Annotated in this window: 14 protein-coding genes; 13 read left to right on the forward strand and 1 reads right to left on the reverse strand. The window is 71.9% G+C overall.

The annotated features are described in order from the left end of the window. From edd to ASG76_RS08265, 3 genes are read left to right on the forward strand one after another with little or no spacing between them, the layout of a single operon-like run. Positions 1 to 1872, forward strand: coding sequence for a phosphogluconate dehydratase (edd, locus tag ASG76_RS08255; protein ID WP_414858319.1), 1872 nt, complete (start codon positions 1 to 3; stop codon positions 1870 to 1872). Continuing rightward, positions 1856 to 2509 (forward strand): bifunctional 4-hydroxy-2-oxoglutarate aldolase/2-dehydro-3-deoxy-phosphogluconate aldolase, encoded by a 654-nt coding sequence (gene eda / locus ASG76_RS08260; RefSeq protein ID WP_056601992.1) that lies wholly within the window; start codon positions 1856 to 1858, stop codon positions 2507 to 2509. Before edd ends, eda begins: the two co-directional genes overlap by 17 nt. A gap of 10 nt (positions 2510 to 2519) precedes the next feature. Beyond that, positions 2520 to 3545 (forward strand): LacI family DNA-binding transcriptional regulator, encoded by a 1026-nt coding sequence (locus ASG76_RS08265; RefSeq protein WP_056602294.1) that lies wholly within the window; start codon positions 2520 to 2522, stop codon positions 3543 to 3545. Here the strand turns inward: ASG76_RS08265 and ASG76_RS08270 are convergent. Continuing rightward, entirely contained in the window at positions 3533 to 4411 is an 879-nt protein-coding gene (locus tag ASG76_RS08270) for a helix-turn-helix transcriptional regulator (RefSeq protein ID WP_056601993.1), read from the reverse strand. The two genes, ASG76_RS08265 and ASG76_RS08270, sit on opposite strands and share 13 nt — an antisense overlap. Before the next feature lie 174 nt (positions 4412 to 4585). Here ASG76_RS08270 and ASG76_RS08275 point away from each other — a divergent pair, with 174 nt between their 5' ends. From ASG76_RS08275 to ASG76_RS08320, 10 genes are all read left to right on the forward strand, one after another. Then, positions 4586 to 5578 carry an ABC transporter substrate-binding protein gene (locus ASG76_RS08275; RefSeq protein ID WP_200948102.1) on the forward strand — a complete coding sequence of 331 codons (993 nt, stop codon included), beginning with the start codon at positions 4586 to 4588 and terminating at the stop codon, positions 5576 to 5578. A gap of 64 nt (positions 5579 to 5642) precedes the next feature. Next, positions 5643 to 7220: a sugar ABC transporter ATP-binding protein gene (locus tag ASG76_RS08280; protein ID WP_056601995.1), complete on the forward strand. Its 1578-nt coding sequence runs from the start codon at positions 5643 to 5645 to the stop codon at positions 7218 to 7220. Then, the gene (locus tag ASG76_RS08285; RefSeq protein WP_082587347.1) at positions 7213 to 8265 is read left to right on the forward strand and encodes an ABC transporter permease; all 1053 of its coding nucleotides are present in this window, start codon (positions 7213 to 7215) and stop codon (positions 8263 to 8265) included. The genes ASG76_RS08280 and ASG76_RS08285 overlap by 8 nt, the downstream gene beginning before the upstream one ends. After that, a complete protein-coding gene (gene yjfF, locus ASG76_RS08290; protein WP_056601996.1) occupies positions 8262 to 9275 on the forward strand; it encodes a galactofuranose ABC transporter, permease protein YjfF in 1014 nt (337 codons plus the stop codon). The genes ASG76_RS08285 and yjfF overlap by 4 nt, the downstream gene beginning before the upstream one ends. Next, positions 9272 to 10324, forward strand: coding sequence for a LacI family DNA-binding transcriptional regulator (locus tag ASG76_RS08295; RefSeq protein WP_200948103.1), 1053 nt, complete (start codon positions 9272 to 9274; stop codon positions 10322 to 10324). The genes yjfF and ASG76_RS08295 overlap by 4 nt, the downstream gene beginning before the upstream one ends. Beyond that, a complete protein-coding gene (araB, locus tag ASG76_RS08300) occupies positions 10321 to 12033 on the forward strand; it encodes a ribulokinase (RefSeq protein ID WP_056601997.1) in 1713 nt (570 codons plus the stop codon). Before ASG76_RS08295 ends, araB begins: the two co-directional genes overlap by 4 nt. Continuing rightward, positions 12030 to 12707: an L-ribulose-5-phosphate 4-epimerase gene (locus ASG76_RS08305; RefSeq protein ID WP_056601998.1), complete on the forward strand. Its 678-nt coding sequence runs from the start codon at positions 12030 to 12032 to the stop codon at positions 12705 to 12707. Before araB ends, ASG76_RS08305 begins: the two co-directional genes overlap by 4 nt. A 41-nt stretch (positions 12708 to 12748) precedes the next feature. Continuing rightward, positions 12749 to 14251: an L-arabinose isomerase gene (araA, locus tag ASG76_RS08310; protein WP_056602297.1), complete on the forward strand. Its 1503-nt coding sequence runs from the start codon at positions 12749 to 12751 to the stop codon at positions 14249 to 14251. Between the two features lie 25 nt (positions 14252 to 14276). Next, positions 14277 to 15269 carry an aldo/keto reductase gene (locus tag ASG76_RS08315; protein ID WP_056601999.1) on the forward strand — a complete coding sequence of 331 codons (993 nt, stop codon included), beginning with the start codon at positions 14277 to 14279 and terminating at the stop codon, positions 15267 to 15269. Continuing rightward, positions 15266 to 16153 (forward strand): ATP-grasp fold amidoligase family protein, encoded by an 888-nt coding sequence (locus ASG76_RS08320; RefSeq protein ID WP_200948104.1) that lies wholly within the window; start codon positions 15266 to 15268, stop codon positions 16151 to 16153. Before ASG76_RS08315 ends, ASG76_RS08320 begins: the two co-directional genes overlap by 4 nt. Positions 16154 to 16273 lie beyond the last annotated feature (120 nt).

Below are 16273 nucleotides of genomic sequence, written 5' to 3' on the forward strand. Positions count from 1 at the left end.
ATCCACCCCGTGGTGGCCGAGGTCACCGACCGCATCACCCGCCGCAGCGCCGGCACCCGGGCGGCGTACCTCGCCCGCGTCGACGCCGCCCTCAGCACCGGTCCGGCGCGCGGCAAGCTCGCCTGTGCCAACCTCGCGCACGGCTTCGCCGCCGCCGAGGGCCCGGTCAAGGAGGGCCTGAAGTCGGGCCGCAAGCCCAACGTCGCGATCGTGTCGTCCTACAACGACATGCTCTCGGCCCACCAGCCCTTCCGGGGCGTGCCCGAGGTGCTGAAGAAGTCGATCATCCGCGCCGGCGGCCTCGCCCAGTTCGCCGGCGGCGTGCCGGCGATGTGCGACGGCATCACGCAGGGCCGCGCCGGCATGGAGCTCTCGCTCTTCAGCCGCGACCTGATCGCCATGTCGACCGCGGTCGCGCTCTCGCACGACATGTTCGACGCTGCGATCATGCTCGGCGTCTGCGACAAGATCGTGCCGGGCCTGCTCATCGGTGCCCTGTCCTTCGGCCACCTGCCCACCGTCTTCGTGCCCGCCGGGCCGATGCCCTCAGGCCTGCCCAACGGCGAGAAGGCGCGCGTGCGCCAGCTCTACGCCGAGGGCAAGGTGGGTCGCGAGGAGCTGCTGGAGGCCGAGTCGGCGTCCTACCACTCCGCCGGCACGTGCACGTTCTACGGCACCGCCAACAGCAACCAGATGCTGATGGAGGTCATGGGGCTGCACCTGCCCGACGCGACCTTCGCCAACCCGGGCACCCCCCTCCGCGAGGCCCTCACGCGCGCCGCAGGGGAGCGCGCGGTCGCCATCACCGCGGCGGGGGGCGAGCCCACCCCGGTCGGGCACCTCGTCGACGAGAAGGCGATCGTCAACGCGTGCGTCGCGCTGCTCGCCACCGGCGGGTCGACCAACCACACGATGCACCTGGTGGCGATGGCCTCGGCCGCCGGCATCACGCTGACGTGGGACGACCTGTCCGACCTGTCCGCGGCGGTGCCGCTGCTGACCCGGATCTACCCCAACGGCTCGGCCGACATCAACCACTTCGTCGCCGCCGGCGGTACGCCGTTCCTCGTGCACACGCTGCTCAAGCACGGCTACCTCCACGACGACGTGCGCACCGTGTCGGGCCGCGGCCTGTGGCGCCACACGCACGAGGCGCGCCTCGACGGCTCGGGCGAGAAGGCGGGCGTCACGTGGGAGGAGGGTCCGAAGCGCTCCCTCGACACCGACGTCCTGCGCGGTGCCGACGACCCGTTCGCCCCCGACGGCGGCCTGCGGATGCTGTCGGGCCGGCTCGGCCGCGCGGTGGTCAAAACCTCCGCAGTAAGACCCGAGCACCGCGTCGTCACCGCAGCCGCGATGGTCTTCGACGACCAGGCCGACTTCCTCGCGGCCTTCGCCGAGGGCCGCCTCGACGGCCGCGACCTCGTCGCCGTCGTGCGCTACCAGGGCCCCGCGGCCAACGGCATGCCCGAGCTGCACAAGCTCATGCCCGCGCTCGGCGTGCTGCAGGACCGCGGCCAGCAGGTCGCGATCGTCACCGACGGCCGCATGTCGGGCGCCTCCGGCAAGGTCGCCGCTGCCATCCACGTCACCCCCGAGGCGGCGCTGGGCGGACCGATCGCACGGGTCCGCGACGGCGACCTGCTCACCGTCGACGCCGAGGCCGGCGTGCTCGAGGTCGCGCTCAGCGACGCCGACCTCGACCGCCGCGAGACCACCGGCCGCGCCCCCCACGACGTCGAGTGGGCCGGCACCGGGCGCGAGCTGTTCTCCGGCTTCCGCGCCATCGTCGGCACCGCCGAGACCGGCGCCAGCGTCATCCGTCCCCTGCCCGCCCCCTCCGAGGAGGCTCCCCTTGCCCAGCACGTCTGACGTCCTTCCCGCCACCCGGCCGCGCTCGCTGCTCTCCCTGGCCCCGGTCGTGCCGGTCGTCGTCCTCGACGACCTCGCGCACGCGGTGCCGCTCGCCCGGGCGCTCGTGGCCGGCGGCCTGCCGGTCATCGAGCTGACCCTGCGCACGCCGGTGGCGCTGGACGCGCTGCGGGCCATCGCCGCCGAGGTCCCCGAGATCACCGTGGGCGCGGGCACCGTGCTCACCCCCGCCCACGCCGAGCAGGCGGTCGCCGCCGGTGCCCAGTTCCTCGTCTCGCCCGGCGCCACGCCCGACCTGCTGCGCGCCATGGGCGACTCCGGCGTCCCGTTCCTCCCCGGCACCGCGACCGTGTCGGAGGTGATGACCGTCCTCGAGGCCGGCGTCACGGAGATGAAGTTCTTCCCCGCCGAGGCCTCCGGTGGTGCGGCGTACCTCAAGGCGATCGCCTCTCCGGTGCCGGCCGCGCGCTTCTGCCCCACCGGCGGCATCACCGCGGCCACGGCCGCGTCCTACCTGGCGCTGCCCAACGTCGGCTGCGTCGGCGGCTCGTGGCTCGCGCCGCGCGACCTCCTCGAGGCCGGCGACTGGGCGGGCATCACCGCGATTGCGGCAGAGGCGGCGGCGCTGCGCCCCTAGGATGCGCGACATGGGGGAGACCGGATCGCGACGGGGCGCAGGCCGCTCGCCGAGCATGGCCCAGGTCGCCGAGCGCGCGGGCGTCTCGCACCAGACCGTGTCGCGGGTGCTCAACGACGCCTCGCTGGTCAAGGAGGAGACGCGGCTGCGCGTGCTCGCCGCCATCGACGAGCTCGGCTACCGGCGCAACTTCGCCGCCCGACTGCTGGCCACCAACCGCTCGCGGCGCATCGGCATGGTCACCGCGCACCTCGCCCTGCACGGCCCCAGCATGATCGCGCTCGGGGTGCAGGAGGCGGGCTACGCCGAGGGCTACGACGTCTCGCTGGTCGGGCTGCCCGAGTTCTCCTCCGAGCTCCTCGACAACGCCGTGCAGCGGCTGCTCGACCAGGCGGTCGAGGCGGTCGTCGTCGCGGTCGCGCACCGCGAGGCCGCGGAGATGGTGCGCTCGCTCCAGCTCTCCATCCCGGTCGTGACGGTGCAGGGCGTCGTGGCCGGCACGCCGCTCTCGGCCGGCATCGACCAGGAGGCCGGGGCCGCGCTGGCCGTCGGGCACCTGCTCGACCTCGGCCACCGCCACGTGGCACACGTCGGCGGCCCCGCGGACTGGATCGAGGCCGAGCAGCGCCGCGCCGGGTGGCGCCGGGCGCACGAGGACCGTGGGCTGCTGCCCGGCCCGGAGCTCGAGGGTGACTGGTCCCCCGCGAGCGGGCACCGCGCAGGCCTGTTGATCGCCGACGACCCCGACGTGACGGCCGTCTTCGCGGGCAACGACCCGATGGCGCTCGGCCTGCTCAACGCCCTGCACCAGCGCGGGCGCCGGGTGCCCGACGACGTGAGCGTCGTGGGCTTCGACGACGTGCCGGAGGCGGAGTTCTACTGGCCGGCCCTGACCACCGTGTCGCAGGACTTCGCCGAGCTCGGCCGCCGCGCGCTCAGCCTTGCGCTCGCCGCCCTGCAGGGCGACGACGACGCCGTCATCGACCCCATCGCGCCGACCCTCGTGGTGCGGCGCTCCACCGCTCAGCGGGGGTAGGCCACCAGCAGGGCGCCGGGGCCGAGCCCGAGCAGGCGCTCCAGCCGCTCGCGCGAACGGGCGCTCGGCACCGCCCGCCCGTTCTCCCACGCCCGGACCGTGGTGCGGTGCAGGCCGCAGCGGTGCGCCACCTCGGCCTGCGTCAGTCCGGTCCACGCGCGTAGCGTCGCCAGCACCTCCGGCAGGTCGCCGGCGGACCACCGGGCCGGGTCGAGCAGGCGCGGTGCGGCCAGGCCGACGAGCCCGGCCAGCTGGGAGACCTGCACGCCGTAGACGCCCGCGAGTCGGCGTACGGCCCACAGCGGAGGCACCTCCCCGCGCTCCCACGCACCCACTCGGCGCCGGGTGGTGCCCACGCGACGGGCGACCGCCTCCTGCGACAGGCCCGTACGCCGCCTCAGCCGGCGCAGCGGTGGAAGCGGGGTGACGGGGAGGGACGGCGACGAGGCCAGGCGCTCGCGCAACCGCGGCTCGGACGTCCCGAGCAGCCGCGCCAGCGCGGGCAGGTGCGCGTCGGGGATCCGCACCCGACCGGCCTCCCAGTTGTAGACCGTCGACTCGTGGAGGCCGAGGTGGGCGGCGATGTGTCGGACCGGCACCCCGGCCTCGTGTCGCAGGGCCCGCAGCCCGGTCCCGCGGACCCCCGCCGGAGCAGGCGCCGGGGTGCGCGCCTCGTCGAAGAAGGAGGCGACCCGCGACACGTCGACGGCCAGTGCCCCGGCCAGCGCACGCAGGTGCTCGGGCCCGGGGAGGCGCTCGCGACGCTCCCACCGCAGGACCGACGTGGGGTGCACGTCGACGCGACGCGCGACCTCGTGGGCCGACAGGGCGCGGCGGGTGCGCTGGTCGCGGAGCGGGGTGTCCACCGGTGCCTCCTGCTGGGGGAGATGGTTGGGCGGGTCCTGGGTGAACGCTCACATTCGTTGTGAGACATTCTCGACGGAACACTTGACGACCGGAATGTTAGCGCTCACACTTATCACCACGTGACACCGGTCACACGGGCGAGACAGCCCCTTTGATGTGGAGGAAAGACAGTGGTGAAGAAGACCTTGGTCGCCGCGGCGGCGATCTCTTTGAGCACCTTCGCTCTCAGCAGCTGCGGCAGCAGCTCCGGCGCGGACTCGGGGTCCGACAGCAACGACGGCACGATCACCATGGGCTTCGCCCAGGTCGGCGCCGAGAGCGGGTGGCGCACGGCCAACACGAAGTCCATCCAGGACACGGCCAAGGCCGAGGGCGTCGACCTGAAGTTCACCGACGCCCAGGGCAAGCAGGAGAACCAGATCCAGGCGATCCGCTCCTACATCCAGCAGAAGGTCGACGTCATCGCCTTCAGCCCGGTGGTGGAGACCGGCTTCGACGCCGTGCTGCAGGAGGCCAAGGCCGCCAACATCCCGGTCATCCTCACCGACCGCGCGGTCGACGCCGACCCGTCGCTCTACAAGACCTTCCTCGGCTCCGACTTCGTCGTCGAGGGCGAGAAGGCCGGCGACTGGCTGGTCGAGAACGCCAAGGACGCTGACGTCGACGGCGACGGCACGGTCAACGTGGTCCAGCTCGAGGGCACGACCGGTGCCGCTCCGGCCATCGACCGCGCCGAGGGCTTCGCGGAGAAGATCAAGGCCGACGACTCGATCGAGATCACCGCCTCGCAGACCGGCGACTTCACCCGTGACGGCGGCAAGCAGGTCATGGAGTCGTTCCTGCAGTCCGACGACTCGATCGACGTCGTCTTCGCGCACAACGACGACATGGGCCTCGGCGCCATCGAGGCCATCGAGGCGGCCGGCCTCGAGCCCGGCAAGGACATCAAGATCATCACGATCGACGCCGTCAAGGACGGCATGCAGGCCCTCGCCGACGGCAAGATCAACTACATCGTCGAGTGCAACCCGCTCCTCGGCCCGCAGCTGATGGACCTCGCCAAGAAGGTGCTCGACGGCGAGGAGGTCCCCGCCCGGGTCCTCACCGACGAGACCGCCTTCACCCAGGAGGACGCCAAGGCGGCCCTCCCGGACCGTCAGTACTGAGCGAACGACCGCTGCGCGGCCCGTGCGACGCACGGGCCGCGCCGCACCCCCGGAGAGGAACGAGATGACCCAGATGCGGACGCAGCCGGAGACCGCGACGACAGCCGCGGCAGAGGCGCAGCCGGTGATCGAGATGCGCGACATCTCCATCACGTTCGGCACCGTGCGCGCCCTCGACGAGGTCTCGGTGCGGCTCTTCCCCGGTGAGGTGCACGCCCTCATGGGCGAGAACGGCGCCGGGAAGTCCACCCTGATCAAGGCGCTCACCGGGGTCTACACCATCGACTCGGGCGTCATCACGATCGACGGCGAGCAGCACGAGTTCCACTCGCCCGCGGCCTCCCAGGCCGCCGGCATCAGCACGGTCTACCAGGAGGTCAACCTGGTGCCCAACCTGACCGTCGCGGAGAACATGCTCCTCGGTCGCGAGCCGCGCCGCTTCGGGTCGATCAACGTGCGCGAGATGAACCGCCGCGCACGCCGCACGCTCCTGCACCTCGGCATCGACGTCGACCCGCGCACCGTCCTCGACGAGCACCCGATCGCGGTGCAGCAGCTCGTGGCCATCGCCCGCGCCGTCGACGTCGAGGCCAAGGTCCTCATCCTCGACGAGCCCACCTCCAGCCTGGACGCCGACGAGGTGGAGAAGCTCTTCACCGTCATGCGCCGGCTGCGCGACGAGGGCGTGGCCATCGTCTTCGTGTCGCACTTCCTCGACCAGATCTACGAGATCGCCGACCGCATGACCATCCTGCGCAACGGCCGGCTCGTGGAGGAGCGGATGGTCGCCGAGACCTCCCAGCTCGAGCTCGTACGCCTCATGATCGGTCGCGAGCTCGAGACGCTCGACAAGCTCGACCGGGCCGCGCCGCGGACCGAGTCCGAGACCGGCACCCCGGTGCTCACGGCGGTCGGCCTCGGTCGCAAGAACACCCTGGAGGCCACCGACCTCGAGCTCTTCGAGGGCGAGGTCGTCGGCATCGCCGGCCTCCTCGGCTCGGGCCGCACCGAGCTGGCCCGGCTGCTCTTCGGCGCCGACACCGCAGACACCGGCGACCTCACGGTCCGCTCGCACAAGCGCAGGCTGCGCAGCCCCCGCCACGCCATCGACCGCAAGATCGCCTTCTCCAGCGAGGACCGCAAGGCCGAGGGCGTGGTGGGCGACCTGACCGTCGCCGACAACATGCTGCTCGCGCTGCAGGCCTCGCGCGGCTGGCTGCGCCCTATCCCGCAGGCCACGCGCACCCGCCTGGTGAAGGACTACATCGAGGCGCTCGACATCCGGCCCGCCGACCCGACCGCGCTGATGCGCAACCTCTCGGGCGGCAACCAGCAGAAGGTGCTGCTCGCCCGCTGGCTCATCACCGATCCGGAGGTGCTGATCCTCGACGAGCCCACCCGCGGCATCGACATCGGCGCCAAGGCGCAGATCCAGGCCAAGGTCGCCGAGCTCGCGGCGAAGGGCATGTCGGTGGTCTTCATCTCCGCCGAGCTCGAGGAGGTGCTGCGCCTCAGCGACCGGCTGGTCGTGATGCGCGACCGCCGCAAGATCCACGAGCAGACCAACGACGACGTCAGCGTCCGCGACGTCCTCGAGATCATCGCGGGTGAGGCCCGCGGGGAGGAGCGGACCGATGCCTGAGACCGCGACCCGGGCGCAGCGCGTGCTGCGCCACCCGCTCCTGTGGCCAGTCATGGCCCTCGTCGTCCTCCTGCTGGTCAACGTCGTCGCCAAGCCGTCGTTCCTCGACGTGCGGATGCAGGACGGCCACCTCTACGGCAACCTGATCGACATCATGCGCAACAGCGCGCCGGTGATGCTGGTCGCGCTCGGCATGACGCTGGTCATCGCCACCCGAGGCATCGACCTCTCCGTCGGCGCCATCGCTGCGATCGCCGCAGCGGTGGCGTGCACCCGCATCATCGGCGCCGGTGACGAGGCCGCACTGAGCACGGCCGTGATGGCGATGACGTACGCCGTCGTGGTCTGCATCGTGCTCGGCGCGTGGAACGGACTGCTCGTCTCCGTGCTCGGCATCCAGCCGATCATCGCGACGCTGATCCTCATGGTCGCCGGCCGCGGCATCTCGATGGCGATCACCGACGGCCAGATCACCACGGTCAACAACCCGTTCTTCAGCGACCTCGCCTCCGGCTTCGTGCTGACGCTCCCGCTCGCCTTCCTGGTCGCGGTCGCGATGGTGCTGTTCACCGCCGTGCTGACGCGGCGTACGGCGCTGGGCATGCTGATCGAGGCGGTCGGCATCAACCCCGAGGCGAGCCGGCTCGCCGGCGTGCGGGCCCGCACGATCATCTGGACGGTCTACGCCTTCTCGGGTCTCTGTGCCGGGCTGGCGGGCCTGGTGATCGCGGCCAACACCAACTCGGTCAACGCCAACAGCCTCGGTCTGTGGATCGAGCTCGACGCGATCCTCGCCGTGGTCATCGGCGGCACGTCGCTGATGGGCGGGCGCTTCTCGCTCGCCGGCACCTTCGTCGGTGCCCTCTTCATCGCCACCCTGGCCCGCACCATCCCCAACATCGGGATCCCCTCGGAGGTCAACTACCTCTTCAAGGCGGTCGTCGTGATCGCGGTGTGCCTCCTCCAGTCGCCGAAGGCGCGCGCCCTGCTGCGGGTGCGCCGGTCGGCTGCCCCGACCCTCGCGAAGGCAGGTTCCCCCGCATGAGCGCCGTCACCGCCCCCACCGGCTCGAGCTCCGCCTCGACCTGGGACCGAGTCCGCACCTTCCGCCCGCCCAACCGCTACCTGCCGATCATCGCCACCGCGGCGCTGTTCATCGGACTCTTCGGGGTCGGCGGCATGCGCTACGACGGGCTCACCGACCCCCAGGTCCTGCTCTCGCTGCTCATCGACAACGCCTTCCTGATCGTGCTCGGCGTCGGGATGACCTTCGTGATCCTCACCGGCGGCATCGACCTGTCGGTCGGCTCGGTGGTCGCGCTGTCGACGATGATCGCCGCCAAGACGCTCGACATGGGCTGGTCGCCCTACCTCTCGATCGTCGCGGTGCTCGCCACCGGCACGCTGCTCGGGCTGCTGATGGGCCTGCTGATCCACTACTTCGACATCCAGCCCTTCATCGCGACGCTGGCCGGGCTCTTCCTGGCCCGCGGCCTCACCTACCTGATCAGCGTCGAGTCCATCTCGATCAAGGACCCGACCTTCACCGACCTGGCGTTCCGGACGGTCTGGATCGGTGACTACTACATCCGGTGGACCGCGATCATCGCGCTGCTCACCGTCGCGGTGGCGGCCTACGTCCTGGGTCGCACGCGCTTCGGCCGCACGGTCTACGCCATCGGCGGCAACGAGGCCTCGGCGATGCTGATGGGCCTGCGCGTCGCCTTCACCAAGGTCGGCGTCTACGTCATCAGCGGCTTCTGCGCCGCGCTGGCCGGGCTGCTGTTCTCCCTCTACATCCTCTCCGGCAACAGCCTGCACGCCATCGGCATGGAGCTCGACGCCATCGCCGCCGTCGTCATCGGCGGCACCCTGCTCACCGGCGGTCGCGGCTACGTCGTCGGCTCGCTGCTCGGGGTGCTGGTGCTCGGCATCATCAAGACCCTCATCTCCTTCGACGGCACCCTGAGCTCCTACTGGATCCGCATCATCACCGGCGTGCTGCTGCTGGCCTTCGTCGTCGTGCAGCGCTTCGCCACCAGGCGCCGGGCATGACGGAGGTGGAGCCCGCCGTGCGGCGTACGCCGGTCATGGCCGACGTCGCGCGCCTCGCCGGCGTCTCGCACCAGACCGTCTCCCGGGTCATCAACGGCCAGGACAACCTGCGCCCCGCGACCCGCGAGAAGGTCGAGGACGCGATCCGCCAGCTCGGCTACCGCCCCAACACCGCCGCCCGCGCGCTGGTCACCCGCAAGTCGGCGACCATCGGCGTGATCGGCTCCAAGAGCGGCTACTGGGGTCCCTCGACGGTGCACCGCACCATCCAGGCCGCCGGCCGCGACGCGGGCTACTTCGTGAGCTCGGTCAACCTGCAGAGCATGACCCGCGAGGAGCTCGTCGACGCGATCGACCACCTGCGCAACCAGGGCGTCGAGGGCATCGTGCTCATCCACGCGACCGACGACGCGCTCGAGGTCGCGCGCGCCCAGGAGCAGTGGGGCGTGCCGGTCGTCGTGGTCGAGGGCGACCCGTCGAAGGCGCGCTGGACCGTCGGCGTCGACCAGGTCGCAGGCGCCGAGCTCGGCACCCGGCACCTGATCGAGCTCGGCCACACCGACATCGTCCACCTCGCCGGACCGCAGGAGTGGACCGAGGGCCGGGCGCGGCTCCAGGGCTGGCGCAACGCGATGTATGCCGCCGGCCTGCGGCCCTCGCAGCACCTCATCGGCGACTGGTCGGCCGCCAGCGGCTTCGAGGTCGGTCGCGAGATCGCCGCCCGCGAGGACGTCACAGCCGTGTTCGCCGCCAACGACCAGATGGCGCTCGGGCTGCTCCGCGCGCTGAGCGAGGCCGGTCGCACCGTGCCCGACGGCCCGCGCGGCGTCAGCGTCGTCGGCTTCGACGACATCCCCGAGGCGGCCTACCTCATCCCGCCCCTGACCACCGTCCGGCAGGACTTCGAGTCCGTCGGTCGCCGCGCGATCGAGATCCTGCGCGCCGCCCTCGCGGGCCGGCCCGCCCCCGATCGCCTGATCAAGCCCGAGCTCGTGGTGCGCGCCAGCAGCGCCGCGCCCGCTGCCGGGGCTACCGAGAGGAAGCCATGATCGACCAGTCCCACACCGACGAGCACTACGTCGTCGGCGTCGACTACGGCACGCTGTCCGGGCGCGCCGTCGTCGTACGCGTCTCCGACGGCGCCGAGCTCGGCACCGGGGTCCACCCCTACCCGCACGCCGTGCTCGAGCGGGCCGTGCCTGCCGACCTGGCTGGCACCGAGGTGCCGCTGCCGCCGGAGTGGGCGCTGCAGGTGCCCGAGGACTACCGCGAGGTGCTGCGGGTCGCCGTGCCACAGGCCGTCGAGGCCGCCGGCATCGACCCCGCGCGGGTCATCGGGATCGCCACCGACTTCACCGCGTGCACGATGGTGCCGACGCTCGCCGACGGCACGCCCCTCAACGAGGTCGACGGGCTGGCCGACCGGCCGCACGCCTACGTCAAGCTCTGGAAGCACCACGCCGCGCAGGCGCAGGCCGACCGGATCAACGCCCTCGCCCGCACCCGCGGCGAGACCTGGCTGCCGCGCTACGGCGGGCTGATCTCCTCGGAGTGGGAGTTCGCCAAGGGCCTGCAGGTCTTCGAGGAGGACCCCGCGCTCTACGACCGGATGGAGCACTGGGTCGAGGCGGCCGACTGGATCGTGTGGCAGCTGTGCGGCACCTATGTCCGCAACGCCTGCACCGCGGGCTACAAGGGCATCCGTCAGGACGGCGCCTACCCGTCCCCGGAGTTCCTCACCGCGCTCGCGCCGGGCTTCGGTGACTTCGTGGCCGACAAGCTCGAGCACCGCATCGGCGCGCTCGGCGAGAAGGCCGGCACGCTCACGGCCGAGGCGGCCGCGTGGACCGGCCTGACCGAGGGCATCGCCGTGGCCGTCGGCAACGTCGACGCCCACGTCACCGCGCCTGCCGCGCAGGCGGTCGGGTCGGGCCAGATGGTCGCGATCATGGGCACCTCGACGTGCCACGTGATGAACGCCGAGGTGCTGCGCGAGGTGCCGGGCATGTGCGGCGTCGTCGACGGCGGCATCGTCGACGGGCTCTGGGGCTACGAGGCCGGGCAGAGCGGGGTCGGCGACATCTTCGGCTGGTTCACCGAGCACGGGGTGCCCGCGTCGTACACCCAGGCGGCAGCCGTCGCGGGGGAGTCGGTGCACGAGCACCTCACGCGCCTGGCCGCCCAGCAGGAGATCGGCGAGCACGGCCTGGTCGCGCTCGACTGGCACTCCGGCAACCGCTCCGTGCTCGTCGACCACGAGCTGTCGGGCCTGGTCGTCGGGCAGACGCTCGCGACCCGCGCCGAGGACGTCTACCGTGCGCTGCTCGAGGCCACCGCCTTCGGGACCCGCGTCATCGTCGAGACCTTCCGCGACAGCGGGGTCCCGGTGGAGGAGTTCATCGTCGCCGGCGGCCTGGCGAAGAACGCGCTGCTCATGCAGGTCTACGCCGACGTCACCCGGCTGCCGCTGTCGATCATCGACTCCGAGCAGGGCCCCGCGCTGGGCTCGGCGATCCACGCCGCTGTGGCCGCTGGGGCCTACGGCGACGTGCCCACCGCGGCCAAGCAGATGGGCAAGGTGCGGCGCCACGTCTACGTGCCCGACGAGGCCCGGGCGGCGGCGTACGACCCGCTCTTCGAGCAGTACGTCGCGCTGCACGACCACTTCGGTCGCGCCACCACGACGATGCGGCGGCTCAAGGCGATCCGGCGCGACGCCGTGGCGCGTCGCTCGTCAGGCAAGGCGGCCCGCGCATGACCGTCGTCGCCGACGTCACCGACACCATCCGCGCGCTGCGCCAGGAGGTGTGCGCGCTCCACGAGCAGCTCACCCGCTACCAGCTCGTCGTGTGGACCGCGGGCAACGTCTCCGCGAGGGTGCCGGGCCACGACCTGCTCGTCATCAAGCCGAGCGGGGTGTCCTACGACGACCTCACGCCCGACAACATGGTGGTCTGCGACCTCCACGGCAAGGTCGTCGAGGGCGAGCACGCCCCGTCGTCCGACACCGAGGCGCAGGCCTACGTCTACCGCGAGATGCCCGAGGTCGGCGGCGTCGTCCACACCCACTCGACGTACGCCACTGCGTGGGCCTCGCGCGCCGAGCCGGTGCCGTGCGTGCTGACGATGGGCGCCGACGAGTTCGGCGGGGAGATCCCGATCGGGCCGTTCGCGATCATCGGCGACGACTCGATCGGCCGCGGCATCGTCGAGACGCTGCGCGGCAGCCGCTCGCCGGCGGTGCTCATGCAGAACCACGGCGTCTTCTCGATCGGCCCCACCGCCCGCGCCGCTGTGAAGGCGGCCGTGATGTGCGAGGACGTCGCCCGCACCGTGCACATCTCGCGCCAGCTCGGCGATCCCGTGCCGATCCCGCAGCAGCACGTCGACGCCCTCTTCGACCGCTACCAGAACGTCTACGGCCAGCGCTGACCGCGCGACCACCTATCCCACGGAGGAACACCCGCATGAGCATGACGTCCGCACCCACCACCGAGGTCTGGTTCCTGACCGGGAGCCAGGGCCTCTACGGTCCGGAGACCCTGGACCAGGTGGCGTCGCAGTCGCAGGCCATCGCCGAGCGCCTCGGCGGCAGCGACCTGCCCGTCAAGGTGGTGTGGAAGCCGGTGCTGCTCGACGCGGCCTCGATCCACCGCCAGATGCTCGACGCCAACTCCGACCCCGGCTGCGTCGGCGTCATCGCGTGGATGCACACCTTCTCCCCGGCCAAGATGTGGATCGCGGGGCTCGACGCGCTGCGCAAGCCGCTGCTGCACCTGCACACACAGGCCGGCATGGAGCTGCCGTGGTCGACGATCGACATGGACTTCATGAACCTCAACCAGGCCGCGCACGGCGACCGCGAGTTCGGCTACATCCAGTCGCGGCTCGGCGTCGCCCGCAAGACCGTCGCCGGCCACGTCGACTCCCCGGTCGTCGCCGAGCGGGTCGCGCTGTGGGCGCGTGCCGCGCTCGGCCGCCACGAGCTCGCGCACCTCAAGCTCGCCCGCTTCGGCGACAACATGCGTGACGTCGCGGTCACCGAGGGCGACAAGGTCGAGGCGCAGCTGCGCTTCGGCGTCTCGGTCAACACCTACGGCGTCAACGACCTGGTCGCCGTCGTCGACGAGGTCTCCGACTCCGACATCGACAAGCTCGTCCAGGAGTACGCCGACACCTACGCCGTCGCCGCCGAGCTGCTGCCGGGTGCGGAGCGGGCCGACTCGCTGCGCTACGGCGCGCGGATCGAGCTCGGCATGCGTGAGTTCCTCACCGCGGGCGGGTTCGGCGCGTTCACCACCAACTTCGAGGACCTCGGCGGCCTGCGGCAGCTCCCGGGCCTCGCCGTGCAGCGGCTGATGGCCGACGGCTACGGCTTCGGCGGCGAGGGCGACTGGAAGACCTCGGTGCTGCTGCGCGCGATGAAGACGATGGCCGCGGGCCTGCCCGGCGGCACGTCGTTCATGGAGGACTACACGTATCACCTGGTCCCGGGGGCGGAGAAGATCCTCGGCGCCCACATGCTCGAGGTCTGCCCGACCATCACGACGCAGCAGCCCTCGCTCGAGGTGCACCCCCTGTCGATCGGCGGGCGGGAGGACCCCGTACGCCTGCGCTTCACCGCCGACCCCGGTCGCGCCGTCGTGGCCGGCCTGTCCGACCTGGGCGACCGCTTCCGCCTCACCGTCAACGACATCGACGTGGTCGAGCCCGACGAGGCGCTGCCCCTGCTGCCGGTCGCGTGCGCGGTCTGGGAGCCGCGCCCGTCGCTGTCGACGTCCGCCGAGGCGTGGCTGATGGCCGGCGCCCCGCACCACACGGTGCTGTCGAAGGCGATCGGCGTCGAGGTGCTGGAGGACTTCGCGGAGATGTGCGGAGTGGAGATGGTGACCATCGACGACGACACCACGACGCGCGGCTTCAAGCGCGAGCTTCGCTGGAACGCGGCGTACCACCGTCTCGCCCAGAGCCTGTGACCGAGCGTCTGTGAGGATGCCTTCCATGGAACACCGCACTCTGGGCAGGACCGGCCGCGAGGTCTCGGTCGTGGGTCTCGGCACGTGGCAGCTCGGCGCCGACTGGGGCGACGTCAGCGAGGCCGACGCCCGCGCGGTGCTCGAGGCCTCGGCCGAGGCCGGCGTGACGTTCTACGACACCGCCGACGTCTACGGCGACGGCCGCAGCGAGCAGATCGTCGGCCGCTTCGTCGCCGCGCACCCGGACGCCGGCTTCACCGTCGCGACCAAGATGGGTCGCCGGATGGACCAGGTGCCGTCGAGCTACGTCGAGTCCAACTTCCGCCAGTGGCTCGACCGCTCGCGCACGAACCTCGGCGTGGACACGGTCGACCTCGTGCAGCTGCACTGCCCGCCGAGCGAGGTGATCGACGACGACGAGACCTACGACGTGCTCGACCAGCTCGTCGCGGAGGGCGTCATCGCCGCATATGGCGTGAGCGTCGAGACCTGCGCCCAGGCGCTGAGCGCCATCTCGCGGCCCCACGTCGCGAGCATCCAGATCATCCTCAACGCCTTCCGGATGAAGCCGCTCGACGAGGTGCTCCCAGCAGCAGCCTCGGCGGGCGTGGGGATCATCGCGCGGGTGCCGCTGGCCTCGGGCCTGCTGTCCGGGAAGTACGACCTCGACACCACCTTCGCCGCGGACGACCACCGCACCTACAACCGCGACGGCTCCGCCTTCGACGTCGGTGAGACGTTCTCGGGCGTGGACTACGTGACAGGCGTGAAGGCTGCGCAGGAGTTCTCCGCCCTCGTCGCCTCGACCGGCCTGGACGTCACGCCGGCCCAGGCCGCGATCGCGTGGATCATCCAGCAGCCCGGGGTGTCGACGGTGATCCCGGGGGCGCGCAACACCTCGCAGGCGTCGTCCAACGCCGCTGCCGGCGGGGTCGGCGAGCTCCCCGCATCGTTCCTCGCGGACGTCGCTGCCCTCTACGACCGCTCGATCCGCGAGCAGGTGCACGGGCGCTGGTGACCACGCCCTGGCGGCAGCGCAGCACGCTGGTCCGGTGGTGGCGCCTGTGGCGCACCCGTCGACCGCGCACCTTCACCGAGAAGGTGCGCTACAAGATGCTGCGCGACCACCGCGCGTTGATGGTCACCTTCTCCGACAAGGTCGCGGTGCGCGAGCACGTGGCTGCCCTCGCCGGACCGGGCGTGCTCCCGCAGGCGCTGGCGGTGCTCGACGACCCCACCGCGCTCGCGGACGTGCGGCTGCCCGAGGCGTACGTCGTCAAGCCCAGCCACGGCAGCGGTGTCGCGGTCATCGTGTCTCCCACGGCGCCCGCCGACGCTCGGCTGCCGCCACCCGAGCACGGCTGGGTCTACAGCCACGTGCGCCCGGAGCACGCGCCGGTGGAGCACCTGGTCGCGATGGGGGACGTGTGGTTGACGAAGCTCTACGGCCAGGGGCCCAACCGGGAGTGGGCCTACGGGCACGTGCCCCGGCGGGTCGTCGTGGAGGAGTTCCTGGGCGGCGCGGACGGCGACGTGCCGGACGACTACAAGTTCTTCGTCTTCCACGGGACGTGCCGCTACGTGCAGGTCGACCGTGGTCGGTTCCGGGCGCGCACGCAGGACTTCTTCACCGCCGACTGGACGCACGTCCCCTTGAGCGGTGGCCACCCCTGGGCGACGCCGCCACTCGCGCGCCCCGAGCGGCTGGACGAGATGGTGGACCTGGCGCAGCGCCTCGGGCAGGACACCGACTTCGTGCGGGTGGACCTGTACGACCTTCCCGGACGCATCGTGTTCGGTGAGCTGTCGAGCTTCCCCGCCGGTGGCGACAGCCCGTTCGAGCCCGAGTCGTACGACGCGGAGTTCGGCAGCCACTGGACTCCGCCGCGGCGCTACGTGTGAGCCGGTCCTCCCCGGACCGCTCGCGCCGACCGACGACGAGGTCGTCCGGCTCGACGTCGTAGCCGCCCGCGGCTGCGGAGGGCGGCGTACAGTCAAGAACAGCCGGACGGCTCACCTTCG

The organism is Nocardioides sp. Soil774, from assembly GCF_001428125.1.
In the GTDB taxonomy this organism is placed as follows: domain Bacteria; phylum Actinomycetota; class Actinomycetes; order Propionibacteriales; family Nocardioidaceae; genus Nocardioides.